This window comes from Microbacterium meiriae, from assembly GCF_040686935.1.
GTDB lineage: Bacteria > Actinomycetota > Actinomycetes > Actinomycetales > Microbacteriaceae > Microbacterium > Microbacterium meiriae.
This window is the reverse complement of the sequence record NZ_JBFBMF010000006.1, coordinates 1-26,397: the sequence shown is the minus strand read 5'-3', so window position 1 is coordinate 26,397 and position 26,397 is coordinate 1. Positions and strand designations below refer to the sequence as shown.

The following is a 26,397-nucleotide window of genomic DNA, read 5'->3' as shown; positions in this document are numbered from 1 at the left end:
CTCGTCGGTCACGGGGTCTCCTCGGCTTCGGTCGGGAAAGGGGTGTGGGGCGGACGGATGGTCATGTGCCGCTCCGCGGGGACTGCGCGCTCGTCTCCACGGCGGTCTCGAGCTCGTCGAGGCGACGGGCGAGCGCGACGAGGGCGGCGTCGTCGGTGGGCGGAGGTCCCGCCAGCAGGCTCTGCAGCGTGCCGCGCGGGATCCGGAGACGGTCGGCGGCGGCGTCGGCAATCTCGTCCGCGTCCGCGTGCACAGCCAACCCGAGTCGTCGGGCCAGTCGCCTCCGAGTGCCCTCCCGCAGTGCGTCCGCGGCGTGCGGGGCGTCCGCGGCCCTGGCCGTCAGCCGCGCGCGTCCGTGCATCGTCTCCGACGCGCGGACGGTCACCGGAAGGGTCTCGGCCACGAGCGGGCCGAAACGCCGGCCGCGGGCGAGCGCGACGGCAAGGCCCGCGGCGAGGAGCAGCAGGATCGCCGGGGTGACCCAGTCCGGGGTGAGGCTCCCGAGCGTGTCGGGGGTGGTGCCCTCGATGTCGGTGTCCTCGAAAGACGGGACGTACCAGACGACCCGGTCGGTCTGCCCGAGCAGGGCGAGTCCGAGCGCGGCGTTGCCGTCCTCGGCGAGGGCCGCGTTGCTGAACAGCTTCACGCCCTCGACCACCGCGCGGTATCCATCCCTCTCGTCGACGAGCACGGCCGCGGCATCGTCCTCGCCGAAGCACCCGGTCACGTCGTCTGCGGGGGAGAAGAGCCGATCAGGGCGGATGGCGCCGACTTCGGCGAACTCGGGGACTGCGCAGGTGGCTGTTCTCGGCGCGGCCGAACCCGACGCGTTCTCGCCGATCGCGAGTTCGGCCAGCAGATGCGTGCCTGTGGAGAGGAAGACGACGCGGTCGGCCGGCGCGAGGAGATCCGCCAGCGCGTCGTCGGAGAGCGTGTAGGGGTTGGTCAGGGCCAGCGTGGTGTCCTCGTCGAGGGCGGCGGCTGCCGCGGCCCGCGAGCGGACGACCTCGACCTCGACTCCCTGGTCCCGCAGCAGCTCGGCCAGGGCCAGGGCGCCGGTGCCGGACCGGCTCTCCGGATCGAGGGTGCCCCGCGCGCCGGGGCCGCTCGCCGCGAGTTGGGAGGCTGCGAGGGCGACCGCGACCACGAGCGCCGCGACGAGGAGCCACCCGAGGAGAGAGGCGGTCCGACGCCGCGGGCGCTCGGCGGTGGTGTCGACGGCGATCTCGTCCGATGCGACCGTCGTCACGCGGGCACCCCCTCGGGGCGGTGGGCGCGGAGGCGCTCGTCCGTCGCGGCGAGGTGCCGGTAGTCGTCCTCCGTGGCGGGATGCCGTAGGTAGCGCACGTCGTCGAAGGACGCGGCGGCCCGCCGCAGGGCGTCCGCCTCGTCGGTGAAGACCGCGCTCGCGGAGCGGGCGAGGGACTGCGCCGTCGCTCCGGGCGCCGGATCGATGAGGTCGCGCTCGAGCAGGCTGCGGGCGATCGCGCGGTAGCGGAGCACGACCGCGGCGTCCCAATCGCTCTGGCGTGCGCTGCGCTCGGCGTCGGCGCGGAGCTGTGCCGCGCTGCGGTCGTCGGCGGCGCCGAGGAGGTCGCCGTGCGCGCGCCGGATCGCTCTCGAGCGTCGGGGGCGCCCCCACACGATCAGCGCGGTGACCAGAGCCGCGGCGATGAGCACCGTGACCACGATGAGTGCGGTCGGGCCGACGCTCGCCCCGTTCTCCCCGCTGAAGAGATCGGCGAGGAAGCGCATCACGTCGCGGGCGAGGAGGTCGAACCACGTGGGCTTCGCGTCCGCGTACCGCGGATTGGACAGCTCCTCCTCGGCCCAGCGTCGCGCTTCGTCCCCGTCCGGGACGAAGACGTCGTCGAACCGTCGCATCATGACGGCGGGGTGCTGCCCGGCGCCGTCCATCCGGCTGCGTCCTCGGCGGACGGCGGGGCGGGAGGGGCCGGTGCGGGCGGCGGCGGAGGGGCGAACGCGGTCGGCGCGGGAGAGGTCGGGAGAGGACCCGCCGCGCCCGGGAACGGCATCGGCGTCACGGGGGGCCCGCCGTACGCCGGGGAGCCGTAGCCCTGGGACATCATCACGTGCTCCGGCACCTGCCGGGGCGGGGGAGCGCTGGTGACCGCACGGGCGGGATCGATCGCGAACGGGTCGCCGAGCTGGTCTTCCGGCACACCGAGGTCGCGGCGCTCCACGTGGGAGAGGAGCGTCTGGTCGAGTCCCTCGTAGCGCATCCGGCAGTCGAGGTAGACGAGCACGCCGCCGGTGCTCTGCACGACGATGGTGATCGCCTGCAGGATCAGCAGCAGCACCTGCGGGGCGAGGAGGGCGAAGACGTACGCGATGACGGCGCTCGGCTCGCTGGACCCGGTCGGGGCGATGACCGTCCCGAGGAACGAGGAGAACATGGCGGTCGGGATGCTGACCACCTGCATCGCCAGGCCCATGATGAGGCTGATGAGGAAGGTCACGCCGAACGCGACCCAGAACCGGCCGCGGGTCAGGCGCCACGACCGCACGAACGCCTCCCGGAAGCGGGCCCGCTCCAGCACGAGGATCGACGGGACGAGCAGCAGCTTGGTCGACAGCCAGACCGTGAGCGGGATCGCCGCCAGGGCCAGGAGCACCACGACGAGCACGACGATGCCGATCATCTCCGGGGTGCCCCCGAGACCGCCGGCGATGAGAGCGGCGATGACGGCCGCGACGATCGCGAGGCCGCCGAAGAGCGCGAGCACGGAGAGGGACGCGAAGCCGGCGAGCCGCCAGAAGGCCGGGGCCATGCGGCGCCACAGCATCCGCAGCGTGGCCTTGACGCCGACCGTCGCGTAGCCGACCTCGGCGGCCACCACCCCCTGCATGATCGCGGTGAACGCGACGGAGGCGAGCCCGACGACGAGGCCGGCGATGAGGTTGATGGCGATCGTGCCGGCGAACACGGCCTCGAAGTCGGGGGAGGAGGGGGAGACCGTCTCCAGCCGGGAGAACGTCGAGAACAGGACGAGCCCCATCACCCCGGCGGTGGCGATGACGACGATGAGCTGGATGACGACGGCGAACCCGAACAGGACCTTCGGGTTGTGCCGCAGCGCCGCGAAGGCCTTGCCCAGCAGCATGCCGAACGTCAGCGGATGAAGGGGGATGATGCCCTTCCGGGGAGCTGGGGTCCACGTCTGGCCGCTCACGGGCCTCCCTCCGTCGTGCGCTCCCATCGTGTCATATCCGGGCACTGAGGCGCAGACCTGCGGAGGGCGGGACTCGGTGCCATAAGGTAACAGTTATGACCTCACGCATCCTTGTGGTCGACGACGACACCGCGCTCGCCGAGATGATCGGCATCGTGCTGCGCACCGAGGGATTCGAGCCGGTGTTCTGCGCGGACGGTGCGCGCGCGGTCGACGAGTGGCGCGCGCAGCGCCCCGACCTGGTGCTCCTGGACCTGATGCTCCCCGGAATGGACGGCATCGAGATCTGCACGCGCATCCGCGCCGAGTCGGGCGTGCCGATCATCATGCTGACGGCGCGCAGCGACACGGCGGACGTCGTCCGCGGCCTCGAGGTCGGCGCCGACGACTACATGGTCAAGCCGTTCAACCCGAAGGAGCTCGTGGCCCGCATCCGCACCCGGCTGCGCCCGACGCCGCAGGCCTCCAGCGAGCAGCTGCGGATCGGCGACCTCACCGTCGACGTGGACGCGCACGAGGTGCGCCGCGGGACGACCCCGATCGCCCTCACGCCGCTCGAGTTCCAGCTTCTCGTGGCCCTCGCCTCCAAGCCGCAGCAGGTGTTCTCCCGCGAGATGCTCCTCGAACAGGTCTGGGGCTACCACTACAAGGCGGACACCCGGCTCGTGAACGTGCACGTGCAGCGGCTGCGGGCGAAGGTCGAGCTCGACCCGGACAACCCCAAGATCGTCATGACGGTCCGCGGCGTCGGCTACCGCGCCGGCAGCGTCACCTAGGGACCCCATGGCCGCGACGACTGCGACCACGGCCGTCGCCGTCCTCCGCGACTGGCGCGGCTGGCCGGACGTGCTGGCGGCGCTGTGGCGGCGCTCGCTCCGGTTCCGCACCCTCGCGATCACCCTCGTCGCCACGTCGCTGGCGATCCTCATCACGTGCGTCACGATGGCGCTGGTCATCCAGAACGACCTCTTCGTGTCGCGGAAGAACGTCGCGCTGGAGGATGCCCGCCGAGCGGTGGACCAGGCGCAGTCCCTCCTGGACGTGGCGGAGGTGGGCGACGACCCCGCCGCGCTCACCGATCTGTGGAACGGCATCCCCGACACCCTCTCGCGCACGTCGAGCGCCGACCTGCTCGCCGGCTTCAAGATCCAGGACGGCTCGGGGACGGTCCGGCTCAACGGCTTCACCGCCGGGCTCACGCCGGATCTGCTGAGCCCCGAGCTGCAGGCCAGGGTCCGCGAGTTCGACGACCGGCAGGCCTGGCAGTCGGTCGCCCTGCCCACGGAGGACGGCGGCGTCGTGCCGGGCATCGTCGTGGGGCAGCAGCTCCAGGTGCCGCAGGCCGGGACCTTCGAGATCTACTTCGCCTACGACCTCGCCGACGCCGACCAGACCCTCGTGTTCGTGCAGCGCACCCTCTGGATCGCCGGCATCGGGCTGGTGGCCATCGTCGCGGCCATCTCCTGGATCGTGCTGCGGACCGTGTCCACCCCGATCGTCCAGGCGGCCGAGACGAGTGCGCGGCTCGCGGCGGGCGATCTCGGCGTGCGGCTGGAGGTGCACGGCGAGGACGAGCTCGCGACGCTGGGGCGCTCCTTCAATGCCATGGCCGACAGCATCGAGGCGCAGATCAAGGAGCTCGGCGAGCTCTCCATGGTGCAGCAGCGCTTCGTGTCCGACGTCTCGCACGAGCTCAGGACCCCGCTGACGACGATCCGCCTCGCCGCCGACATGCTCAACGACCAGCGCGACGAGTTCGACCCCACGACCGCCCGCACCGCCGAGCTCCTGCACGCGCAGGTGCAGCGGTTCGACACGCTGCTGGCCGACCTGCTGGAGATCAGTCGGTACGACGCGGGGTCCGTGCAGCTCGAGCTGGAGGCGACGAGTCTCGCCCAACTCGCAGAGGACATCATCGAGCAGATGCGACCTCTTGCGGAAGGGCATGGCACGGAGATCCGCTTGGTGGCGCCCGGCGGCTACTCGCCGGTGGATATGGACCCGCGTCGTGTGCGGCGCGTGCTGCGGAACCTGATCGGCAACGCGATCGAGCATGGAGAAGGGCGTCCGGTCGTCGTCACGGTCGACAGCAACCAGCACGCGGTGGCCGCGGGCGTGCGCGACTTCGGGCTCGGGATGGACCCCGGAGACGCGGAACGCGTGTTCGATCGCTTCTGGCGCGCCGACCCGTCGCGGCAGCGCACCATCGGGGGCACGGGGCTCGGCCTGTCGATCGCCCTCGGCGACGCCACCCTGCACGGCGGCACCCTCGCCGTGTGGTCGGAGCTGGGGGTGGGCTCGCACTTCGTGCTGACCATTCCCCGCCACGACCGGGTGCTGGACGGCCCGAGCCCGATCCCGGTGGAGCCGCAGGAGCCCCTCACAGAACTCGGCGACGCGACCCAGCCGATCTCGATCGCCGAGACCTATTCCGATCTGCTCGACGGGAAGGACCAGTCATGAGCCCGCGCGCGAGGAGCCGATTCGTCCGTGGCGCCGCACTGGCGCTGGTCGCGCTGCTGCTTCCCGCGTGCGCCGGCCTGCCGACGAGCGGCGACGTCGCGGTCGGTCTCCAGCTGGGGGAGTCCCCGGACGACGTCGACGTGCTCCCCGTGGCTTCCGGTCCCGTCGCGGGGGCAGGCCCCGAGGAGATCGTCGAGGGGTTCCTCGAAGCCGGCATCACGACATCGGACAACTGGGCGACGGCTCGGGAGTTCCTGGCGCCTTCTCTGCAGCGCAGCTGGCGACCATCGGCGGGGGTCTCCATCGACGCTGGTCCCGAGGCCCGCACCCTCAGCTCGAACGTCCCCGACGACCAGGTGGAGGACGCTGAGGAGGCCGAGGTGCAGGTCCTCCTCGAGCTGGTCGCCAGCGTGGACGACTCCGGGGCGTACAGCGGTGCCCCCGGCGACTCGAGCGTGCCGTTCGCGCTCGCGAGGGGGGAGGACGGCGAGTGGCGGATCACCGAGGCGCCCGACGGCGTGGTGATCGACCAGAGCCGGTTCCCGAATGTGTTCGAGGGGTACTCGCTGCAGTGGTTCGACGCGCGCTGGTCCCGACTCGTCCCGGATATGCGGTGGTTCCCGCGACGCCAGAGCCCGGCGACGACCGTGACGCAGGCCCTCGTCAGCGGCACCCCGGCGGAGTGGCTCGATCCGGCCGTGCAGACGGCGTTCCCCGCCGACGTCCAACTGGCACAGGACGCCGTGCTCATCACGGGGCAGGCGGCCGAGGTGGCGCTGACCCGGCCCGCGGCGAGCCTGGACGGGACCACACTGGCCCGGATGCGCACCCAGCTGCAGGCCACGCTGAAGGCCGCGGGCGTGAACGTCACGCAGGTGCGTTTCAGCGTCGACGGCCGCGCGCTCGACGCGGGGGTCGTCGATGTCATCAGCACCCCGTCGGAGCCGGGGACGCTCGTGCTGAAGGACGGCAGGTTCGGTCGCATCGTCGGTGACGAGATCGCGTCGATCCCCGGGATCAGCGCGCAGATCCAGGCGGTCACGCAGCCGATCGAGGCGATCGACGTGGCCGCGGACGACGCGACCGCAGCGCTGCAGCTCGACGACGGCCACGTGTACCTCGCGACCGAGGACGGACGCAACGAGCTGGATGCCCGGCCCGGCCTCGTGCAGCCGTCCCTCGACCCCTACGGCTACGTGTGGTCGGTGCCCGCGGGAGCCCCGCAGGCGCTGCTCGCGGTCGGCCCGGACGTCGTCGGACATGAGGTCGCCGGCGCGTGGCCGAACGCCTCGGCCATCTCCGACATCCGGGTCTCCGCCGACGGTGCCAGGGTCGCGGCGGTGGTGCGCGTCGGCGGCCAGCTCTGGGTGGTCGTCGCGGCAGTCGTCCGGGACGGCGCCGGGGTGCCCACAGAGCTGGGTGAGGTGCGACAGCTGATCCAGCTCACCGAGCCGTCGACCGGGCTCGTCTGGCTGGGGCCCGATCGCCTGGCCGTGCTCACCGACTCCACGACGCCCCGTCTGATCGTGCAGCCGGTCGGCGGACCGGGCTCGGCCGAGAGTGCACCCAGCAATGCGGCGTCGATCGCCGGTGCCCGCACTCCGGCGGGTGTGCGCATCCTGGACGCGACGGGGCAGCTGTTCGCGCACGCGGGATCGGCGTGGCGGGAGGTGGCGGAAGGCGTCTCCGTCCTGGCCACACGAACCGGCGAATGACCTCTCCTGCACGGAACGGCCTCGGCGCCGATCGAGTCCCGCCACAAGGGAGATGGCTATCGGGAGCACGCGCCTGACGGCAGGATCTCGGCATGGGGTTCACGACACGGGTGGGCGCGCTCGCCGCGGAGACCGGGGCGCTGCTGCTCGCGGCGAGTTGTGCCGGATGCGACCGGCTCGGCATCGTGCTCTGCGATAGCTGCCGGGTCGCGCTCACCCCGAGGCCGCGCGACGTGCGGACCCCGGGCGGGTTGCGGGTCCGCGCCGCCCTCGACCTGGACGGTCCGGCCGCTTCCTGCATCCGGCGTCTGAAAGGAGCGGGGCAGACCGCGTTGGGACGACCGCTGGGCGCCGCCCTCTCCGCCGTCCTCCTCCCTGCGGTCGGACCGGGAGTCTGGGTGATCCCCGTCCCGACCTCGCGGGCAGCCTTCCGTCGGCGCGGCTACCGCGTCCCTGAGCTCCTCGTCCGGTCCGCCGGTGCGGAGCCGCAGCGCGTCCTCGCTCTCACCCGTCAGGTGCGGGACCAGCGGGAGCTGTCTGCCGTCGCGAGGGCCGACAATCTCCGGGGCGCGATGCGCGCACGCCGACGAGGGCTCGGCGCACCCGCGATCGTGGTGGACGACGTCGTGACCACGGGGGCCACGCTCGACGAGGCCAGCCGCGCCCTCGTCGCCGCCGGATTCGTCGTCGCCGGGGTCGTCGCGCTCGCCGCCACGCCGATGTCGGCCCGATCCGGATGAGGTTCATTGCAGACTCACCGGAGACACAGGGCCTCGGGCCGTGACATCGGCCGCGGGTCGGACTACGGTGGGGTGTCACAAGGCGACCACGGTCCGCCCTTGGCCGGGTGGACCGGGACAAGGAGGCAGCAATGGAAACGAGCATCGTGGGCGTGGGAGTGGGCATCACCGATCGCTTCCGCACCGTCGTCGAAGAGAAGATCGCCAAGATCCAGACACTCGCCGCCAAGGCGCAACGCCTGGACGTGAAGGTCACGCACCGCGTCTACCGCAACGGTCGAGTCCCGGACGAGACGGTCGAGTTGACGCTCGTCGGGAAGGGCCCCGTGGTCCGTGCCGAAGCGGTCGACGGCGACAAGTTCGTGGCGCTCGACCTCGCGATCGACAAGATGACCGAGCAGCTGCGCCGCGCGAAGGAGAAGCGCGTCGACGGACGACAGCATCCGCGAGGCCCGCACTTCGAGAAGGGCAGCGGTTCGCTCGAGGGCATCGACGTGCAGCCCGCCTCCGCCGAGGTGCTGCACGCCGTGGCGACGGGGAGCATCCCCGTGCAGAGCGAGGAGGAGGAGGACTACTCCCCGGTCGTCATCCGCACGAAGAGCTTCGAGGCGGAGTGGATGACGGTGGAGGAGGCCGTCGACCGGATGGAGCTCGTCGGGCACGACTTCTTCCTCTTCGTCGATGCGCGCACCGACCACCCGAGCGTGGTCTACCGCCGCAAGGGCTGGGACTACGGTGTCATCGCCCTCAGCACGCAGGCTCCGCCCGCTGAGGCGCTCGCCTCCTGACAGGACCGAGAACGGCCCGATCCCTGCGGGGATCGGGCCGTTCCCGTGTGAAGCTCGGGGGGCGTCAGTCGAAGATGCCGTCCAGGAGGCTGCCGATGACGAGCCCGCCGAGGATACCGGAGGCGAGGTCGCCGCCGCCCATGCCGCCGCCGCGACGGGGGCCGCCGCCCCAGCCCCCGCCCCAGTCCTGATCCTGCGGGCGCGAGGAGTCGATGTCCCGCTGTGCGAGTTGGAGAGCCTCCGCGGCGAGGTGGGCCACCCTGCGGGCCTGCGCCAGTGCCGCCTCGCGCGTCTCCTCGGCGGGCAGGAGAGCCGGCAGGTCGACCCGGAGCCGCTCGGCCTCGGCCAGACGGGTGCGGGCGTCGGCGCCGATCCATCCGCGGTGGCCGGCGATGAGGCCGCGAGCGACGCCGAGCTGCCGGTCGGCGTCGTCCATCGCGTGCTGCACCTGTGCGATGGACGGCAGGGGGTTTTCGGCCCGGTGTCGCGCCGTGGCGATGGCGTGGTCGAGGCCCGCGTTCGCTTCGCGCAGCTGGGAGAGCTCGGCGAACGGATCGTTGGGCTGCCCCGAGGGGGTGAGCGCGGCCAGAGCCGCCTGCAGCCGCGCGACGGCTTCCGCCACGGCGGGCGTGGAAGGAGCGGTCCGCGCGGCGATGAGGTCGTTGCGGGAGTCGGCGATGACCTCGGCCAGCGTCGACTCGGCGCGCAGCGCCTCGATCTCGAAGTCCTCGACGGCATCGAGCAGGGCACCGGCGCGGCGCGTCGCCTCGGTGGCCGTCTCCAGTGCGAGGTTCGCCTCCTCGTTCTGCTTCGCGGCACGGCGGCGCTCCGAGATGTCGGCGCTGTGGGTGGCGAAGCGGATCAGCTGCTCCGCCTCGGCGGCGCTCGCGGCGATCTGATGCATGGCGGAGTCGGAGTAGCGGGCGGACAGCCGGGACACGGTCTCGTCCGTCTGCGGGATGCGGGCGCTCAGAGCCTCCGCGTCGGCGCGCACCTGCGCGATGATCTCGGGCGCTCGCCGCACCTTCGCGACCGACTCCGCGAGCACGGTGGTCTTCTCATCGAGCAGGTCCTGGGCCCAGTCGCAGAGCTGCAGGATCCGCGCGTTCCGCGTGCGCAGTTCCTCATCGGTGTCCGGGATCTCGTCGTGGTTGAGCTGGTGGAGCTGGAACGCCTCCCGCAGGTGCGTCCGGACCGACAGCAGCGCGGCCTTGAGGTCGGACGTCAGGGACTCACCGAGCTCGGCCTCCGCGAAGACGAGCTCGTCGGAGGTGGTGCGGATCCGCTCGTCGGCGGCGACGAGTGCCTGCTCCGCGCGTCGGGCGAGGTCCGCGTCCTGCGCGGCGAGTTCTTCCTGTTCGCGTTTGCGTCTACCCCAAAATCCAGCCATGTGCCGATCCTAGTTTCCCTGGCACCCGCGCGGGCTGAGCATCCGCTTCAGGCGAACGGCCCGCCGCGCAGCTCAGGCGGGCACCGCGACGGCGTCCTCGCCGCCGACGGCCAACGGCGTCGCCTTCGCCGGACGTCCCCTCTTGGGTCGTTCGGTGGTCAGTTCCAGCGCCATCTCGGGGTGCGGGTGCTGCGCGAGCCGGGCCTCCGCCTGATCGAGCCAGCGGAGCTCGGCTTCCGCCGCGCAGATGAGGGAGTCGAGGACGAGCGACCACGCGAGGTCCTCGGGGCTGCCCGCCGCGAGCCCGGGGGAGGGCGTGCGGCGCAGCTCGTCCAGCCGCTGCTGTGAGGCGTCCCGCTGGCTGCGGAGGATGGTCGCGGCATCCACTCCGGGCAGCGTGGCGGCGACCGCGAGTTTCACGGCGAGCTCCTCGCGCGTCGCCGGAGCGCGGAGCACCGGGGCGGCGAGCCAGCGCGCCGCCTCGGCCGAGCCCGCTGCGGTGATGTGCCAGTAGACATGGCCGTGGTCGTCGGCCTCCCCGCGCTGGACGAGGCCGTCGCGCTCGAGTCGCTCCAGGGTGTTGTAGATCTGGCCGACGTTGAGGGGCCAGGTCGACCCGGTCCGGCGGTCGAACTCGTGGCGCAGCTGGTAACCGTAACAGGGGCCCTGATCGAGAATGGCGAGCAGGCTCTGGCGTACGGACATGGCCGGTCTCCCGAGGATGGTGGATGGAAAGCAGTGCCGAGTATATGCATACCCGGCAATTTCACTGACGCGGCGCGGCGGCCGCCCTTGCAGGCGACGTGGAGGTCACAGCCCGGTAACATGGCAAAGCATGCCTGTCGCTCGCCTCGCGACGACCGGCGAATGACCCAATGACAGGGAGATGACATCCGTGGCGAATCCTCTTGAGAAGCTGCTGCGTGCAGGTGAGGGGCGGATCATCCGCCGTCTGAACCAGGTGGTGAAGGCGGTGAACGCCCTCGAGGAGGACATCTCCCAGCTCACGGACGACGAGCTGCGCAACGAGACCGCCGAGCTGCGCGCCCGGTACGAGAAGGGCGAGACGCTCGACCAGCTCATGCCGGAGGCGTTCGCCGCGGTGCGCGAAGCCGCGAAGCGGACGCTCGGCATGCGCGCGTACGACGTGCAGATCATGGGTGGCGCGGCCCTGCACCTCGGCAACATCGCGGAGATGAAGACCGGTGAGGGCAAGACCCTCGTCGCGACCTTCCCCGCCTACCTGAACGCGATCGCGGGCGAGGGCGTGCACGTCATCACCGTGAACGACTTCCTCGCGAGCTACCAGGCGGAGCTCATGGGTCGTGTCTACCGCGCGCTCGGCATGACGACGGGCATCATCGTGTCCGGGCAGACGCCCGCCGTGCGCCGCGAGCAGTACGCCGCCGACATCACCTACGGGACGAACAACGAGTTCGGCTTCGACTATCTCCGCGACAACATGGCCTGGCGCAAGGAGGACCTCGTCCAGCGCGAGCACTTCTTCGCGATCGTCGACGAGGTGGACTCCATCCTCATCGACGAGGCGCGCACGCCTCTGATCATCTCCGGGCCGTCGTCCGGTGAGGCGAACCGCTGGTTCGCCGAGTTCGCCAAGATCGCGCGCACGCTCGTCGCCGGTGAGGACTACGAGGTCGACGAGAAGAAGCGCACCGTCGGCGTCCTGGAGCCCGGCATCGAGAAGGTCGAGGACTACCTCGGCATCGACAACCTCTACGAGTCGGCCAACACGCCGCTGATCTCGTTCCTGAACAACTCCATCAAGGCGCTCGCGCTCTTCAAGAAGGACACCGACTACGTCGTCATGAACGACGAGGTCATGATCGTCGACGAGCACACCGGCCGTATCCTCGTCGGCCGCCGCTACAACGAGGGCATCCACCAGGCGATCGAGGCGAAGGAGGGCGTGCCGGTCAAGGCCGAGAACCAGACCCTCGCCACCGTCACGTTGCAGAACTACTTCCGCCTCTACGACAAGCTCGCCGGCATGACCGGTACGGCCGAGACCGAGGCCGCCGAGTTCATGTCGACGTACAAGCTCGGCGTCATCCCGATCCCCACGAACAGGCCGATGATCCGCAAGGACCAGCCGGATCTCGTGTACAAGAACGAGGCGGCGAAGTTCGCGCAGGTCGTCGAGGACATCGCGGAGCGCCACGCGAGCGGTCAGCCCGTGCTCGTGGGCACCACCAGCGTCGAGAAGAGCGAGTACCTGTCGCGGCTGCTCGCGAAGAAGGGCGTCAAGCACGAGGTCCTCAACGCGAAGAACCACGCGCGCGAGGCGGAGATCGTCGCCCGCGCCGGTCGGCTCGGTGCCGTGACGGTCGCGACGAACATGGCCGGTCGAGGCACGGACATCATGCTCGGTGGTAACGCCGAGTTCCTCGCGGTGCAGGAGCTGAAGGCGAAGGGGCTCGACCCGGTGGAGACGCCGGAGGAGTACGAGGTCGCCTGGGACGAGACCTACGAGGCGATGAAGAAGGTCGTCGAGGAGGAGGCCGAGAAGGTCATCGAGGCCGGTGGCCTCTATGTGCTCGGCACCGAGCGCCACGAGTCGCGCCGCATCGACAACCAGCTGCGCGGTCGTTCCGGCCGTCAGGGCGACCCGGGCGAGAGCCGCTTCTACCTGAGCCTCACCGACGACCTCATGCGTCTGTTCCAGTCGGGTGCCGCCGAGGCGATCCTGGCCCGAACGAACTTCCCGGACGATGTGCCGATCGAGTCGGGCCTCGTGTCCCGCGCGATCCGCAGCGCGCAGTCGCAGGTCGAGGCCCGCAACGCCGAGATGCGCAAGAACGTCCTCAAGTACGACGACGTCCTCAACCGTCAGCGTGAGGCGATCTACGCCGACCGTCGTCAGATCCTCCAGGGCGACGACATCGCCGATCGCGTGCAGCACTTCATCGAGGACGCGATCAGCGGCGTCGTGCGCGACCACACGGGCGAGGGGCACAACGAGAGCTGGGACTTCGACGCCCTCTGGACCGAGCTGAAGACGCTCTACCCGGTGAGCGTCACGATCGACGAGGTCGTCTCCGAGGCCGCAGGCCGCAAGGGCGGCATCACCGCCGAGGGTCTCACGCGCGAGCTGCTCTCGGACGCGAAGATCGCGTATGAGAAGCGCGAGGAGTCGCTCGGCGAGGTCGCGACCCGCGAGCTCGAGCGTCGCGTGGTCCTGCAGGTGCTCGACCGCCGCTGGCGCGACCACCTGTACGAGATGGACTACCTCAAGGACGGCATCGGCCTGCGAGCGATGGCGCAGCGTGACCCGCTCATCGAGTACCAGCGCGAGGGCTACGCGATGTTCCAGTCGATGATGGGCCAGATCAAGGAGGAGTCGGTCGGCTACCTCTACAACCTCGAGGTCGAGGTCCGTCGCGCGGGCGACGCCGAGACCGCGGAGGTCGAGGCGAAGGGCCTCGCCAACGACGGCGGAGAGCAGCGGCTGGAGTACTCGGCCGCCAACGACGCCGGAGAGGTCGAGGTCCGCAACGACCGGGGCCAGGTGCAGCAGGCCGCGACCGACCGGATGCGTCAGGCCGCCGCGCGCGCTCAGGCACCGCAGGCGGCAGAGCCCGAGGAGGCTCCGCGCGGGGCCTTCGGGCAGCGCACGGAGCAGAGCGCCCCGGCCGCCGGCAACCGCGAGCAGCGCCGCGCGCAGAGCAAGAAGAAGAAGTAGCCCCCGGGTGAGAAGGAGGGCCAGTCCATGCGGATTGGCCCTCCTTTCGTCCCTGTAGGCTTGATCGATGACACCATCGCGCACCTTCGACCAGTCGTCGAAGCTCAAGAACGTCCTGTACGAGATCCGCGGAAACGCCCTCGTCGAGGCGGCGCGACTGGAAGCAGAGGGCCACCGGATCCTCAAGCTGAACACCGGCAATCCGGCGATCTTCGGGTTCGACGCCCCGCATCAGATCGTGCACGACATGCTCGCCGCGCTCCCCACGGCCCACGGCTACAGCGACAGCAAGGGCATCATCTCGGCTCGCCGCGCCGTCGTGAGCCGGTACGAGGAGATCGACGGGTTCCCCCGTTTCGATCCGGACGACGTCTACCTCGGCAACGGCGTCTCCGAGCTGATCACCATGACCATGCAGGCGCTGCTGGACGAAGGGGACGAGGTCCTCATCCCCGCCCCCGACTACCCGCTCTGGACGGCCATGACGAGCCTCGCCGGCGGCACCCCCGTGCACTACCTCTGCGACGAGGACGACGACTGGCAGCCCGACCTCGAGGACATCCGGTCGAAGATCACCCCGCGCACCAAGGCGCTCGTGATCATCAACCCGAACAACCCCACCGGCGTGGTCTACTCTCGGCAGGTGCTGGAGGGACTCGTGCAGATTGCGCGCGAGCACCAGCTCCTCGTCCTCTCCGACGAGATCTACGACCGCATCCTCTTCGACGACGCGGTGCACATCCCGACGGCGACTCTCGCCCCGGATCTGCTCTGCCTCACCTTCAACGGACTGTCCAAGACCTACCGCGTCGCCGGCTACCGCTCCGGGTGGATGGTCGTCACGGGTCCCCAGGACCATGCCAAGGGGTTCATCGAGGGGATCACTCTGCTGGCGTCGACCCGGCTCTGCCCGAACGTCCCTGCCCAGCATGCCGTGCAGGCGGCGCTGTCCGGAGTCCAGTCGATCGACGCCCTCATCGCCCCGACGGGGCGTCTTCACGAGCAGCGCGACATCGCCTGGGAAGGGTTGGAGGCCATTCCCGGCGTCTCCTGCGTGAAGCCCCAGGGCGCTCTCTACGCGTTCCCCCGACTGGACCCGGACGTGCACGAGATCCGTGACGACGCCAAGCTCGTCTACGACCTGCTCGTCTCGGAGCACATCCTCCTCGTGCAGGGCACCGGGTTCAACTGGCCGACGCCTGATCACCTGCGGCTCGTGACCCTGCCAGAGCCGCGAGTGCTGAGCGAAGCCGTCGAGCGCCTCGGGAACTTCCTGTCGAGCTACCGCCAGTAGTCGCCGGAGGGGCGGACGGCTCGAGACCGGCCGCGAGCCGACGGACGGCAGCGACGAGCGCCGACCGCGGCGCGACGTCCGAGATCGGCCGGGCATGGAGGAGAGCCGCGTCGACGGCGCGCCGATCCAGGGGAAGGAAGACGATGTCGGTGAGCCCGGCGAACCGCTCCAACGTGCGACGGATCTGACTCCGGGCGTCGAGGCCGAGGGGGCCGGGACGGACCTGGTTCACGACCACCGTCACCGGCGTCTGGCCCACGAGGCGCCGGAGCTCGGCGTGGTCGCGGAGGAATCGGCTGATCCCCAACGGATCCGCTGCCGCCACCGCCACGACCCGGTCCGCCTCGCTCAGTGCTGCGACGGTCGCCGCGTGCCGCCGCGGGCCGACCACGTCGTAGGTCGCCTCCTCGTCCGCGTCGACGGCGGCCGAGACGTCCACGACGGTCTCCTCCGTCCATGTCCGGCAGAGGGAGAGCGTCGCCCGAACCCGCGCATCGGACAGCTCCGGCCAGCGGTTGGGGCGGTTGAGCCCGGCCAGCACATCGACCTCGGCACCTCCGGCTGCGAGGCGGGTGGAGAGGCGGGTCAGTTCCGCCGGATCCAGCGCGCCGGCCTCGGCGCGACGGCAGGCGGCGGCGAGGCCCGGGGTGTCATCGTCCATCCCGAGGAGCAGCGCGAGAGCGGGGGCCACGGTGTCCGCATCGACCAGCGCCGTCCGGCGTCCGCGGCGCGCCAGCTCCACGGCGAGCTGGACGGCGACCGTCGACCGCCCCGGCGCCCCGTGCGGACCCCAGACGGCGATGACCCGGGACGGAGCCGACGGAGCCGGGGCGCCGGGCTGAAGGTCGGCGGACAGTGCCGCCGCGATCTCCCACCCCGCTGCGTCCGCGCGCAGGGGAGGGGCGAGGCCCATCCGTATCGCGGCGCGACCGTCCGCGCCTCCGAGTGTGAGGACGCGGATGCCGGCGCGGTCGCACGTGGACAGCAGTTCGGTGGTCAGCACAGCCCTGCTCGCGGGAACGACGACGGCCTCCACCTCCGGATGCAGACGAGATGTGATCATCGCCGCGGAGGCGGAAGGGATGCTGGCGGCCGAGACGCCCTCCCACTCCAGCTCGGCGACCAGCTCGTCGGCCCGCGGCGCGGCCACCGCGATGAGGACGACGCTCACGACCCTGCCCCGACCGGGACCACGGAGAGTGCCGCACCGCCGGTGACCGCGGCGAGGACCGCGGCGACATCGCTCCGGTCGATCACGATCTCCAGCTCCGCGGTGGTGTCCGCCAGGAGCCCCTCCCGATCGAGGACGGCACGCACGACGACGTCTCCGACGAGGATGCGGGGCTCGTCATAGGAGCGCCCGTCCTCGCGCAGGGGCGCCTGCCAGATCTCGACCTCGGTTCCGGCCTCCACGTCTTCGGGAAGGCCCACGCTGCTCGCGACGACGACCGTCGTCGTACGGCTGTCCGCTGCCGTCGTCATCGCCGTCCTGGGCACCAGCTCGCCCTCCGACAGCGTCCGGGCCGCGACCTGGCCCGTGTCGAGCTGGCCTGGCCGGACGTACTCGTCGGACACGGACCCCAGCGCCACATCGACGGTCGCGAAGTCGGAGGCGCGGAGCACTTCTCCGCGGACGATCGTGCGCTGCGCCTGAAGCACCGGCGTCGCCTGGTCCGAGGAGGTGAGCACGAACCAGACGCCGGCCATCGACGCCAGGACGAGCACGATGCCCACCGCGAAGCGGGCATCTCCGCGGAAGCGACGAGGGGAACGGGAGAGCGGGGCCATGGCGATATGGTCACAGAAGCGGCCACCAGGGCCGTCGAGTTATCCACAAGCTCTCGCCCCCCCCCGCACCTCCTCCGCCCTGCGCGCCCAGAATGAGGGCATGACACCCCCGCACCCGCACACCCCCCGTTTCCTCGCGCCTGCGCAGGTGGCAGAGCTGCTGAGCATCGATGTGGACGAGGTGATCGCGCTCGTCCATGCCGGAGACCTTCGCGGCGCCCCCCTCGGTGCGCCCGCGCGCTGGCGCATCGAGGAGTCGAGCATCGAGGAGTACCTGGCCGCGCAGGTGGAGGAGGCGCGGCGGATGGCCCTGTGGCGGCAGTCGCAGGCCGCGAGCTTCCCCGAGCTGTGGGGAGCCGCCGCGTCACGGCGTCTCTGATCGTCAGAGAGTCGGAGCTCCCTGCACGCGGATCGCGGCGAGGGCGGCGTACGGCACGATCCGGAAGCCCCGTACCGCGTCGGCCCGGCGGGTGGCGCCGCTGTCGTGCTCGGCGAGATCGAGGTGGTCGGCGGCGGCGCGATCGATGGTTCCGTGGAGATCGTCGCCGACGAGGAGGCGGAGCTGCACCGGAAGACGGCGACGCGCGAGGTCGCGGAGGGCGAACCCCAAGGTCATCCGTTCGCGGAGCGTGGTCGCTCCACCGTTCGTGTCGTCGGCGAGGCTGCCCAGCATCGATCCGTGGTCGAGCGTGAGTCCGAGCACGGATGTCATCGGGATCAGCAGCATGGAGCTCGGCACGCGCGCGCCCTGGGGCACGCGCGAGACGGCGGCGAGCCAGTCCACGCCCAGGGACCGCAGGCCGACGGGCAGGTGAGCCCCGTCGACGAGGTGGAGCGTCGCTTCGATGTTCGCGGCGCACAGATGGCGCAATCGAGCGCGCAGGTCGAGTCGAGCGATGCGGAGTCGCTCGGACTCGGCGTCGCGGGCGGCGCGTTCCGCCTCCCACTCCGCGGCGAGCTGTCCTTCCAGGTCGTCGAAGAGGGAATCCCAGTGCACCCGACCGAGCGTAGGGGCGGACATCGTGTCGTCCGAGTTATCCACATCCGCGCGGACGGCCGCCCCGCCCCTCGCCCGAAGCGCGGAATCTACGGGTTGTCCACAGACCTCCTCCTGCGCCGACCGTGCCGTACCGGGAACGTGTTCTACTGACGGCTCGCCGACGCCTCCGAGGGGAGATCGAGATGATGCTGGCCGAGTACTTCGGACCGCAGCCCACTCCGGCCGATGAGCTTCCGGACCCCGCGCTCCTCGTGCGGAGCCTCACCCAGGGGGCGCTCGAAGCTCTCGCCGGAGTGCGGGAGGTGGATCAGCTCGCCCGCTGGTTCAGCGAGGAGGCGTACCGCAGCGTCGTCACCCGGGCCAACCTTGCCGCCCGTGCGCGCAGTGCTCGCGGTGTCGCGCCGACCCGACCCACCTTCGTCATCCGGACGGTGCGGGTGACGCACCCGCGGGACGGCATCGTCGAGGCGGTCGTCGTGGTCGCGGGCCCGGGGCGCACCCGTGCCGTGGCCATCCGACTCGAGGGGCTGGACCGACGGTGGCGCGCGACGTCGCTCGCCATCCTCTGAGGCGGGGGAGCCTAGGCTGGTGAGGTGTCAACCCTCAGTGATCTCGCCCAGGCCCAGGGCCTTCTGACCGACGACGACGTGGAGTGGCTGCACCGGCTCGCCGGTGACGGACAGCTCCTCGCGGACCTCGCCTCCGCCGATATCGTCCTGTGGATCCAGACGGACGACGGCTCGTTCGTCGCCGTCGCTCACGCGCGACCGAGCGGTGCGGCGACGCTCTTCTACCGGGACATCGTCGGGGAGCGGGTGCGCCCGCAGTGGCGCACGCAGGTGCACGGCGCTTTCGAGTCGGCGGAGATCGTCGACTCGTCCTCGCCCGACTGGTTCGAGGAGACACCGACCAGGGTGCGCGCGGTCCCGATCGTGATCGAGCGGCGCGGCGAGGACAAGGCTCCGCGCGTGATCGGGGTGGTGACGCGGCACACCAACCTCGGGGAGGTCCGCACGCCATCGCGTCAGCAGATCACCTTCGACGAGTGTGCCAACGACCTGTTCCGCATGATCGCGGACGGCAGCTTCCCCGACCCTGCAGCGCCGACATCGCCGCGCCGCGGTGCGCCTCGGGCATCGGACGGTCTCATCCGGATCGACGTGGACGGCATCACGACCTTCGCCAGCCCCAACGCCCTGTCCGCGTTCAATCGGATGGGCTTCGACGACGAGCTGGAGGGCGAGTCCCTGGCCGAGGTGACCACCCGGCTCGTCCCGCCGTCCCGCCAGGTGGACGAGTCGCTGCCCGTGGTGGTCACGGGGCGGGCGCCCTGGCGGACCGACATCGAGGCGCGGGGGGTGACGGTCTCCCTCCGTGCCATCCCCCTGAAGGATCACGGCACCCGCATCGGGGCGATCGTGCTCTGCCGCGACGTCTCGGAGCTGCGCCACCAGGAGCAGGAGCTCATCACCAAGGACGCGACGATCCGCGAGATCCACCACCGGGTCAAGAACAATCTGCAGACGGTGGCGTCCCTGCTCCGGATCCAGGCGCGACGCACGCACTCGGACGAGGCGCGGGATGCTCTCACGCAGGCCATGCGCCGCGTCGATGCGATCGCGGTCGTCCACGACACCCTCGCTCAGGGCCTCACGCAGAAGGTCGACTTCGACGAGGTCTTCCATCGTGTCCTCAAGCTCGTCGCCGAGGTGGCGTCGGCTCCCAACACGCGGGCCCGCACGCAGTCGACGGGACACTTCGGCGTGCTCCCGAGCGAATACGCCACGCCGCTCGCCCTCGCCCTGACGGAGGTGGTCACGAACGCGGTGGAGCATGGCCTCGCCGGGCAGGAGGGCGTCGTCACGATCGACGCGAAGCGCACCGAGGACAACCTCCGGGTGACGGTTCGCGATACCGGCCATGGGCTCCCGGAGGGCCGGATCGGTCAGGGCCTCGGCACGCAGATCATCCGCACGCTGATCCAGGGCGAGCTCGGCGGCACGATCGACTGGCGGGGGAGCGAGGGTGAGGGGACCGAGGTGGTCATCGACATCCCGCTGCGCTGGCTCGAGCGCTGACGCCTCGTCGGAACACGCAGAAGCGGCCTGAGACGGTGTCTCAGGCCGCTTCGTGAATCTCAGGAGGCGCGGCGGGCGCGGGCGGCGCGGCGCTTGAGCGCGCGGCGCTCGTCCTCGGACAGGCCGCCCCAGACGCCCGAGTCCTGGCTCGTCTCCAGGGCGTACTGCAGACAGATCTCGGTGACCGTGCACGTCGCGCAGACGGTCTTCGCCTTCTCGATCTGGTCGACGGCCGGGCCGGTGTTGCCGACCGGGAAGAACAGTTCGGGGTCGACGGTCAGGCAGGCGGCCTTGTCACGCCAGTCCATGGGGGCTCCTCGGTGTGGATTTCATGAGATGTCGCGATGCGACCTCTCGATTCGGGCGACGGTTCGGGTTCCGCTACCCTGTTGAGATACGGGCGGATGCCCGCTGATTGTGATGCGAACGCTAACGTTCGCCCCACGCCGCTGTGGGAGCACATGACTTTCTCTATTCTGTTACATGAATACCCTGAAATCAAGGGTTTTCTCGTCATTCGATCCCCGGGAGGACCACGTGCGCGCACCGGGAATCGCCCGCGCCGCCGCCGCCGTCCTGGCCGTCGAAGCGGTCGCCCTGCTCGTCTTCGCGGCCATCGAGATGGCGGGACTCGGGGCAGGGGACGCCGCCTCGCTGCCGACGGCCATCGCTCTCATCGTCCTGACCCTGATCGGTGCCGCGGCACTGGGAGCCTTCGCCTTCGGCACCCGCGCCGGGCGCTCCTGGGCGCGATCGGGCGGGGTGGTGTTCCAGGTCCTCGCGATCGCCCTGGCGCTCGGCGCCCTCACGCTGCCGCCGATCCCGTGGGTGTTCGTGCTCGGCCTCGGGGTTCCCGCCGTCGCCGGCTTCGCCCTCCTCATCGCGAGCGCACGCCGTGAGGGGACGAGGCGCGAAGCGGAGTGACTCCGCCGCGACGCGTCAGGCGTCGATGCCGAGCTGCTTGCGCAGACGCGCGACGTGGCCGGTGGCCTTCACGTTGTACTGCGCACTCGTGATGATGCCGTCCTCGTCGAGGACGAAGGTCGAGCGGATGACGCCTTCGACGACCTTGCCGTAGTTCATCTTCTCGCCCCAGGCGCCGTACGCCTCGTGCACCGCGTGGTCGGGGTCGCTGAGCAGCGGGAACGTGAGACCGTCGCGGTCGCGGAAGGCGGCGAGCTTCGCAGGCTCGTCCCTCGAGACGCCGACGACCTGGTACCCGGCGCCCTGGAGCGAAGAGATGCTGTCGCGGAAGTCGCAGGCCTCGGTGGTGCACCCCGGGGTCATCGCCGCGGGGTAGAAGTACAGCACGGTCTTCGTGCCGCGCAGATCGGCCAGCCGGACGGTGTTCCCGTCCTGGTCGAGCAGTGAGAAGTCGGGGGCGGCGGTTCCGGTTTCCAGGCGTTCGGTCACGCCCCCAGCCTACCGTCCGGGCGGCTGCTCCGCCTTGTCGGCGAAGGTCTGCAGCAGCCGCTGCAGCGAGTCCAGCCGCGCCCGCCCCGTCTCGCTCAGCTCGCCGCGCTCCGCTGCCTCGATGAGGGCGCAGTCCGGCGCGTCCGGCAGGTGCGTGCAGCCGCGCGGGCAGTCCTCCGCGATGACGGCGAGCTCGGTGAAGGCGGCGAGGATGTTCGCGGGCTCGACGTGCCCCAGCCCGAAGGAGCGCACGCCGGGGGTGTCGATGACCCAGCCCGTGCCGCCTGGACCCTCGTAGCGGAGGGACACGGTGGAGGAGGAGGTGTGGCGTCCCCGGCCGGTGACCTGGTTCACGTGTCCGGTGGCGCGGCCCGCGGTCGGGACCAGGGCGTTCACCAGGGTCGACTTGCCGACGCCGGAGTGCCCGACGAAGACGGTCGAGTGGCCGATGAGCGCCGCGCCGATCTCGTCGGCGGGCATCTCGTCCTGTGCGCTCGTGAAGACGCGGAGGTCGAGGCCGTCGAAGTGCGCGAGGAAGGGTGCCGGGTCGGCGAGATCGGTCTTCGTCACCACGAGGAGGGGGCGGATCCCGGCGTCGAGGGCCGCCACGAGGTAGCGGTCGACCAGGCGGGCACGCGGCTCGGGATCGGCCGCGGCGACGACGATGAGCATCTGGTCCGCGTTCGCCACGATCACCCGTTCGACCTCGTCGGTGTCGTCGGCGCTGCGACGCAGGAGCGAGGTCCGCTCGACGATCCCCACGATCCGCCCGAGCGTGCCCTCGTCACCCGAGGTGTCGCCGACGACGCGGGCCTGGTCGCCCGTGACGATCGGCGTGCGCCGCAGCTCACGGGCGCGGGCGGCGGTGATCGTGCGCTCCTGCGGGGTGTCCTCGTCGAGGAGCACGGAGTACCGGCCCCGGTCCACCCCCAGGACGCGGCCGACCTGCGCGTCCTCGTGCGCGGGGCGCCGCTTGGTGCGCGGTCGGTTGGCTTTCGGGTTCGGGCGGGTCCGGATGCTGCTCTCGTCGTAGTCCTCGAAGTCGTCCTCGAGGTCGTCGGCGTCGTTCAGCCAGCTCACCCGTCAGCCTCGCAGCATCCGCTCCCAGAGCATGGTGAACTCCGGGAGGGTCTTGGCGGTGGTGCCGATGTCGTCGATCACGACGTCGGGGACGCGGAGGCCGATGAGTGCGCCGGTCGTCGCCATCCGGTGGTCGTGGTGCGCCGCCCAGGAGCCACCGCGGAGCGGGCCCGGCACGATGCGGATGCCGTCGGGGAGCTCTTCGGCGGTCCCGCCCAGAGCGCGCAGGTTGCCGACGAGCGCCGCGATGCGATCGGTCTCGTGGAGGCGGATGTGGCCGATGCCCCGGATCGTCGTGGGGCCATCGGCGAAGGCCGCGAGACCCACGAGGGTCGGCGTCAGCTCGCTCGCGGCGGAGAGGTCGAGATCGAGCCCGCGGATGCCGGAACCGGCGCGCACGGTGAGGATCCCGCCGTGACGGCTGACGTGGGCGCCGGCAGCCTGCAGGATCTCGGGCAGCAGCGCCCCGGGCTGCGTCGAGTGCGCCGGCCAGCCGGTGATCGCGACGGAGCCGCCGGTGACGAGCGCGGCCGCGAGGAACGGTGCCGCATTGGAGAGATCCGGCTCGATGGGGATCTCCTTGGCGCGGGGGACCCCGGCCTCCACCAGCCACTCGCCGACCGCGGGGCGCTCGATGCGGATGCCACGGCGGCTGAGGGCCTCGATGGTCATGTCGATGTGCGGCAGGCTCGGCAGCCGCTCGCCGGTGTGCACGAGGTGCAGGCCGACGTCGAAGCGTGGAGCGGCCAGAAGCAGCCCGGACACGAACTGGCTGGAGGCCGACGCGTCGATCTCCACGCGACCGCCGCGGATGTGACCGTGGCCGCGGATGGTGAACGGGAGGGCCCAGGTTCCCTCGTCGTCGATGTCGACGCCGAGGTCGCGCAGGGCGCTGATGAGCCCGCCCATGGGTCGGTGCAGAGCCGTCTCGTGCGCGGTGAGGTGGACGTCCTGCTCGGCGAGGCCGGCCAGCGGCGCGATGAAGCGCATGACGGTCCCGGCCTGGCCGCAGTCGATCGTCGTGCCGCCGCGGAGCTTGCCGGGCGTGATCACGAGGTCGGGACCGAACTCGTGGCCGGCGTCGACCTCCTCGATGCCGACGCCGAGCGCGCGGAGGGCCTCCACCATGCGCTGCGAATCGTCAGAGTGCAGCGGCGCGATCAGGCGGCCGGGGCCGTCCGCGATGGCCGCGATGAGGAGCTCGCGGTTGGTGAGGGACTTGGACCCGGGGATCGTGAGCTCGGCGTGGACCGGGCCGTCGATCGTGGGCGCGGGGTAGGCGCCCTGCACACGGGTGGGGGAATACCTTTTGGCGCTCATCGGTTCTCACCTTAGTAAACGCAACGCCGTCCTCGTGAGAGGCGGCTTCGGTGCGAAGGGAAGAGGATGCCTGCGACGCTGGAACGCGAGGTGATCGACCTCAGCCGCCTAGACTGGCCGGTGATGGACGACACCGCAACCGCAGCCACCGTCGGCGACCCTCGGCGCGAGTTCGAGGAGCAGGCGCTCCCCTTCATGGACCAGCTCTACGCCGCCGCGATGCGCATGACGCGCAATCCCGCGGACGCCGCCGATCTCGTGCAGGAGACCTTCGTCAAGGCCTACGGGTCGTGGTCGACCTTCGCGCAGGGGACGAACCTGAAGGCGTGGCTGTACCGGATCCTCACCAACACGTACATCAACATCTACCGGAAGCGGCAGCGCGAACCGTTCCAGGGCACCATCGACGAGCTCGAGGACTGGCAGCTCGGCGGCGCCGAGTCGACGACGGCCTCGCACAGCCGGTCCGCCGAAGCCGAGGCCATCGACCGCATGCCGGCGTCGGTCGTCAAGGACGCGCTGCAGGCGGTCCCGGAGGACTTCCGTCTCGCGGTGTACCTCGCCGACGTCGAGGGCTTCGCGTACCAGGAGATCGCCGACATCATGAAGACCCCCATCGGCACCGTCATGAGCCGTCTGCACCGTGGCAGGCGGATGCTGCGGGAGCTGCTGGCCGACTACGCCGCGGAGCGGGGAATCGCCGCGGCTGACCCGAGGAGCAAGAAATGAGCGACTGCGGCTGCGACAAGGCCCGTCAGGATCTGGAGGAGTACCTCCGCAACGAGGTGTGCAAGACGGAGCACGCCGAGATCCGCGAGCACCTGGAGAACTGCCCGGCGTGCCGGGACGAGGCTCTGGTGGCGACGACCCTCACCGAGGTCATCGCCCGTGCCTGCAAGGAGACCGCTCCCGAGGAGCTGCGCGACCAGGTGTTCGCCCGGCTGCGCGAGGTCCAGGCCGCACAGCACTGAGGCGCTGCGAGCGCGTGCGGGGCGTCGGAGACCGCCCGTAGGCTGTGTGCATGGCCCTCATCGATGCGCGCGGGATCCCCGCTGACCAGACCTCCGTCGACCGCCTCGCGGCACAGGACCTCGACTACAGGGTCCTCGATACGACGGACTCGGCGCGGGTGGCCGCCTTCCAGCGAGCGATGGCGCGCGGGTTCCTCGGCGCCGACCCCTCGGAGGCGGCTCGTGAGGAAGGCGTCGGCACCCTGAGGAGCCGGCGCAACATCGGCGTGTACGAGCCCGACACCCCGGCCGACCGTTTCCCCGTGGCGACCATCGACTCCTGGGTGACTCCGCTGACGATCCCCGGCGGTGAGATCGGCATGTGGGCGATCAGCGGAGTCACGGTGGCCGGCACCCATCGTCGTCGTGGCATCGCGCGGGCGCTGCTGGAGGGGGAGCTGCGCGCCGCCTCCGACGCCGGTCTCCCGGTCGCCGGGCTCACGGTGTCCGAGGCGACGATCTACGGGCGGTACGGCTTCGGCTCTGCCGTCCCGGTGTCGCGGTTCACCGTCGACGTCCGCCGCGCCGGATGGGCGGGGCCCGGTCCCGCGGGCGGCGTCGAGTACCTCGAGCGCGAAGAGCTCGCGGCCGCGCTGGCGGAGGCGCACGAGCGGGCGCGTATCGCCCGATCGGGGCAGGTCCCCGGATGGCCGGCCCGCTGGGCGGGCATCAGCGGGCTCGCGAGCACAGACACCGACCGGGACCGGGTGCGCGGTATCCGCTATCGCGACGAGTCCGGGCAGGTGCGCGGCGTGATGGCGTTCCACCTCGCCGAGCGCGGGGGCACTTTCCGGTTCGCGCTGCACGTGCGTCTGCTCGTTGGCGAGACGGCGGAGGCGACGGCCGCATTGTGGCGATTCGCGCTGCAGCACGATCTCGTGGACGAGGTGACCGCCGACCTCCGTCCTCTCGACGACCCGCTGCCGTGGCTCGTCGGAGACCCGCGCGGGGTCACCCAGGAGGTGCACGACCACGGTTGGCTCCGCGTCCTGGACGTCCCCGCCGCGCTCACGGCCCGGTCCTACGCCGCGCCCCTGGACACGGTGCTCCGCATCGAGGACGCGCTCGGTTTCGCCGCGGGCACGTGGCGTCTGCGCATCGACGCCGAGGGGCGGGCGCGCGTCGAGGCGGCTCCGGATACCGGGGCGGACCTCGTCCTCGACGTCTCCGCGCTCTCGTCGATCTACGCAGGCAGTATCCGTGTCGCCGCACTGCACGGTGCGGGCCGGATCGCTGGCGCGCCCGCGGCCGTCGAGGCCCTGGACCGCGCGTTCGTCGCCTTCCCGGCTCCGTCCCTCGACATCTGGTACTGATCCCCGGACGACGAGAAGGGGCGCCCCGGCCGCGCCCCCAGCGCCTCCCACAGACGCTCGTGCCGCCCCTCGGCGATGAGGTGAAGGTCGAGTTCGCCCAGTGTCGGCGCA

At 71.2% G+C, this 26,397-nt stretch carries 26 protein-coding genes; 14 read left to right on the top strand and 12 right to left on the bottom strand.

Annotated features, from left to right (window positions below):
- Positions 1–61: 61 nt before the first annotated feature.
- From AB0P08_RS16325 to AB0P08_RS16315, 3 genes are read right to left on the bottom strand one after another with little or no spacing between them, the layout of a single operon-like run.
- A complete protein-coding gene (locus AB0P08_RS16325) occupies positions 62–1,249 on the bottom strand; it encodes a DUF4350 domain-containing protein (protein WP_363590552.1) in 1,188 nt (395 codons plus the stop codon).
- Positions 1,246–1,917, bottom strand: coding sequence for a DUF4129 domain-containing protein (locus AB0P08_RS16320; RefSeq protein WP_363590551.1), 672 nt, complete (start codon positions 1,915–1,917; stop codon positions 1,246–1,248). Before AB0P08_RS16320 ends, AB0P08_RS16325 begins: the two co-directional genes overlap by 4 nt.
- A complete protein-coding gene (locus AB0P08_RS16315; protein WP_363590550.1) occupies positions 1,884–3,194 on the bottom strand; it encodes a glycerophosphoryl diester phosphodiesterase membrane domain-containing protein in 1,311 nt (436 codons plus the stop codon). Before AB0P08_RS16315 ends, AB0P08_RS16320 begins: the two co-directional genes overlap by 34 nt.
- 95 nt (positions 3,195–3,289) lie before the next feature.
- Between AB0P08_RS16315 and mtrA the strand changes: the two genes are divergently transcribed.
- From mtrA to hpf, 5 genes are all read left to right on the top strand, one after another.
- Positions 3,290–3,970 (top strand): MtrAB system response regulator MtrA, encoded by a 681-nt coding sequence (gene mtrA, locus AB0P08_RS16310; protein ID WP_025103044.1) that lies wholly within the window; start codon positions 3,290–3,292, stop codon positions 3,968–3,970.
- A gap of 7 nt (positions 3,971–3,977) precedes the next feature.
- Entirely contained in the window at positions 3,978–5,657 is a 1,680-nt protein-coding gene (gene mtrB / locus AB0P08_RS16305; RefSeq protein ID WP_187663727.1) for an MtrAB system histidine kinase MtrB, read from the top strand.
- Positions 5,654–7,372 (top strand): LpqB family beta-propeller domain-containing protein, encoded by a 1,719-nt coding sequence (locus AB0P08_RS16300; protein WP_363590549.1) that lies wholly within the window; start codon positions 5,654–5,656, stop codon positions 7,370–7,372. Before mtrB ends, AB0P08_RS16300 begins: the two co-directional genes overlap by 4 nt.
- Positions 7,373–7,464: 92 nt before the next feature.
- Positions 7,465–8,112: a ComF family protein gene (locus tag AB0P08_RS16295; protein WP_363590548.1), complete on the top strand. Its 648-nt coding sequence runs from the start codon at positions 7,465–7,467 to the stop codon at positions 8,110–8,112.
- A gap of 131 nt (positions 8,113–8,243) precedes the next feature.
- Positions 8,244–8,900: a ribosome hibernation-promoting factor, HPF/YfiA family gene (gene hpf / locus AB0P08_RS16290; RefSeq protein ID WP_085607163.1), complete on the top strand. Its 657-nt coding sequence runs from the start codon at positions 8,244–8,246 to the stop codon at positions 8,898–8,900.
- A gap of 64 nt (positions 8,901–8,964) precedes the next feature.
- On the opposite strand, the gene AB0P08_RS16285 is transcribed toward hpf, so the two are convergent.
- Positions 8,965–10,290, bottom strand: a complete 1,326-nt coding sequence (locus tag AB0P08_RS16285; protein WP_363590547.1) for a coiled-coil domain-containing protein — start codon at positions 10,288–10,290, stop codon at positions 8,965–8,967.
- A 72-nt stretch (positions 10,291–10,362) separates the two neighbouring features.
- Entirely contained in the window at positions 10,363–10,995 is a 633-nt protein-coding gene (locus tag AB0P08_RS16280) for a PadR family transcriptional regulator (RefSeq protein ID WP_280566171.1), read from the bottom strand.
- A gap of 190 nt (positions 10,996–11,185) precedes the next feature.
- Here AB0P08_RS16280 and secA point away from each other — a divergent pair, with 190 nt between their 5' ends.
- On the top strand, positions 11,186–13,990 hold the full coding sequence (gene secA, locus AB0P08_RS16275; RefSeq protein WP_363590546.1) for a preprotein translocase subunit SecA: 2,805 nt from the start codon (positions 11,186–11,188) through the stop codon (positions 13,988–13,990).
- 67 nt (positions 13,991–14,057) lie between these two features.
- Positions 14,058–15,284: a pyridoxal phosphate-dependent aminotransferase gene (locus AB0P08_RS16270; RefSeq protein WP_363590545.1), complete on the top strand. Its 1,227-nt coding sequence runs from the start codon at positions 14,058–14,060 to the stop codon at positions 15,282–15,284.
- Here the strand turns inward: AB0P08_RS16270 and AB0P08_RS16265 are convergent.
- Positions 15,175–16,455 (bottom strand): CpaE/TadZ family protein, encoded by a 1,281-nt coding sequence (locus AB0P08_RS16265; protein ID WP_363590544.1) that lies wholly within the window; start codon positions 16,453–16,455, stop codon positions 15,175–15,177. The genes AB0P08_RS16270 and AB0P08_RS16265 overlap by 110 nt on opposite strands.
- Complete coding sequence (locus AB0P08_RS16260) at positions 16,452–17,072, bottom strand: SAF domain-containing protein (protein WP_363590543.1); 621 nt, start codon at positions 17,070–17,072, stop codon at positions 16,452–16,454. Before AB0P08_RS16260 ends, AB0P08_RS16265 begins: the two co-directional genes overlap by 4 nt.
- A 100-nt stretch (positions 17,073–17,172) precedes the next feature.
- Between AB0P08_RS16260 and AB0P08_RS16255 the strand changes: the two genes are divergently transcribed.
- Entirely contained in the window at positions 17,173–17,451 is a 279-nt protein-coding gene (locus AB0P08_RS16255) for a helix-turn-helix domain-containing protein (RefSeq protein ID WP_363590542.1), read from the top strand.
- 3 nt (positions 17,452–17,454) lie between these two features.
- On the opposite strand, the gene AB0P08_RS16250 is transcribed toward AB0P08_RS16255, so the two are convergent.
- Complete coding sequence (locus AB0P08_RS16250; RefSeq protein WP_280569542.1) at positions 17,455–18,093, bottom strand: hypothetical protein; 639 nt, start codon at positions 18,091–18,093, stop codon at positions 17,455–17,457.
- A gap of 161 nt (positions 18,094–18,254) precedes the next feature.
- On the opposite strand from AB0P08_RS16250, the gene AB0P08_RS16245 reads away from it, so the two are divergent.
- Both AB0P08_RS16245 and AB0P08_RS16240 read left to right on the top strand, forming a co-directional pair.
- Positions 18,255–18,641 carry an Rv3235 family protein gene (locus AB0P08_RS16245; protein WP_336500980.1) on the top strand — a complete coding sequence of 129 codons (387 nt, stop codon included), beginning with the start codon at positions 18,255–18,257 and terminating at the stop codon, positions 18,639–18,641.
- Positions 18,642–18,665: 24 nt separating this feature from the next.
- On the top strand, positions 18,666–20,150 hold the full coding sequence (locus tag AB0P08_RS16240) for a sensor histidine kinase (RefSeq protein ID WP_187663738.1): 1,485 nt from the start codon (positions 18,666–18,668) through the stop codon (positions 20,148–20,150).
- 59 nt (positions 20,151–20,209) lie between these two features.
- Here the strand turns inward: AB0P08_RS16240 and AB0P08_RS16235 are convergent, their stop codons facing one another.
- A complete protein-coding gene (locus AB0P08_RS16235; protein ID WP_017203224.1) occupies positions 20,210–20,458 on the bottom strand; it encodes a WhiB family transcriptional regulator in 249 nt (82 codons plus the stop codon).
- Between the two features lie 229 nt (positions 20,459–20,687).
- Between AB0P08_RS16235 and AB0P08_RS16230 the strand changes: the two genes are divergently transcribed.
- Positions 20,688–21,074 (top strand): hypothetical protein, encoded by a 387-nt coding sequence (locus AB0P08_RS16230; protein WP_187663739.1) that lies wholly within the window; start codon positions 20,688–20,690, stop codon positions 21,072–21,074.
- Positions 21,075–21,089: 15 nt separating this feature from the next.
- Here the strand turns inward: AB0P08_RS16230 and bcp are convergent, their stop codons facing one another.
- From bcp to aroA, 3 genes are read right to left on the bottom strand one after another with little or no spacing between them, the layout of a single operon-like run.
- The gene (gene bcp / locus AB0P08_RS16225; RefSeq protein WP_187663740.1) at positions 21,090–21,563 is read right to left on the bottom strand and encodes a thioredoxin-dependent thiol peroxidase; all 474 of its coding nucleotides are present in this window, start codon (positions 21,561–21,563) and stop codon (positions 21,090–21,092) included.
- Between the two features lie 9 nt (positions 21,564–21,572).
- Positions 21,573–22,643, bottom strand: a complete 1,071-nt coding sequence (rsgA, locus tag AB0P08_RS16220; RefSeq protein WP_363590541.1) for a ribosome small subunit-dependent GTPase A — start codon at positions 22,641–22,643, stop codon at positions 21,573–21,575.
- Between the two features lie 3 nt (positions 22,644–22,646).
- A complete protein-coding gene (aroA, locus tag AB0P08_RS16215) occupies positions 22,647–23,963 on the bottom strand; it encodes a 3-phosphoshikimate 1-carboxyvinyltransferase (protein WP_363590540.1) in 1,317 nt (438 codons plus the stop codon).
- Positions 23,964–24,086: 123 nt separating this feature from the next.
- On the opposite strand from aroA, the gene AB0P08_RS16210 reads away from it, so the two are divergent.
- The 3 genes from AB0P08_RS16210 to AB0P08_RS16200 are packed head-to-tail and all read left to right on the top strand — an operon-like array spanning position 24,087 to position 26,286.
- A complete protein-coding gene (locus AB0P08_RS16210; protein WP_200839056.1) occupies positions 24,087–24,692 on the top strand; it encodes a sigma-70 family RNA polymerase sigma factor in 606 nt (201 codons plus the stop codon).
- The gene (locus AB0P08_RS16205) at positions 24,689–24,934 is read left to right on the top strand and encodes a zf-HC2 domain-containing protein (RefSeq protein WP_025103064.1); all 246 of its coding nucleotides are present in this window, start codon (positions 24,689–24,691) and stop codon (positions 24,932–24,934) included. The genes AB0P08_RS16210 and AB0P08_RS16205 overlap by 4 nt, the downstream gene beginning before the upstream one ends.
- A gap of 50 nt (positions 24,935–24,984) precedes the next feature.
- Entirely contained in the window at positions 24,985–26,286 is a 1,302-nt protein-coding gene (locus AB0P08_RS16200) for a GNAT family N-acetyltransferase (protein ID WP_268776523.1), read from the top strand.
- The last annotated feature ends 111 nt before the right edge of the window (positions 26,287–26,397 follow it).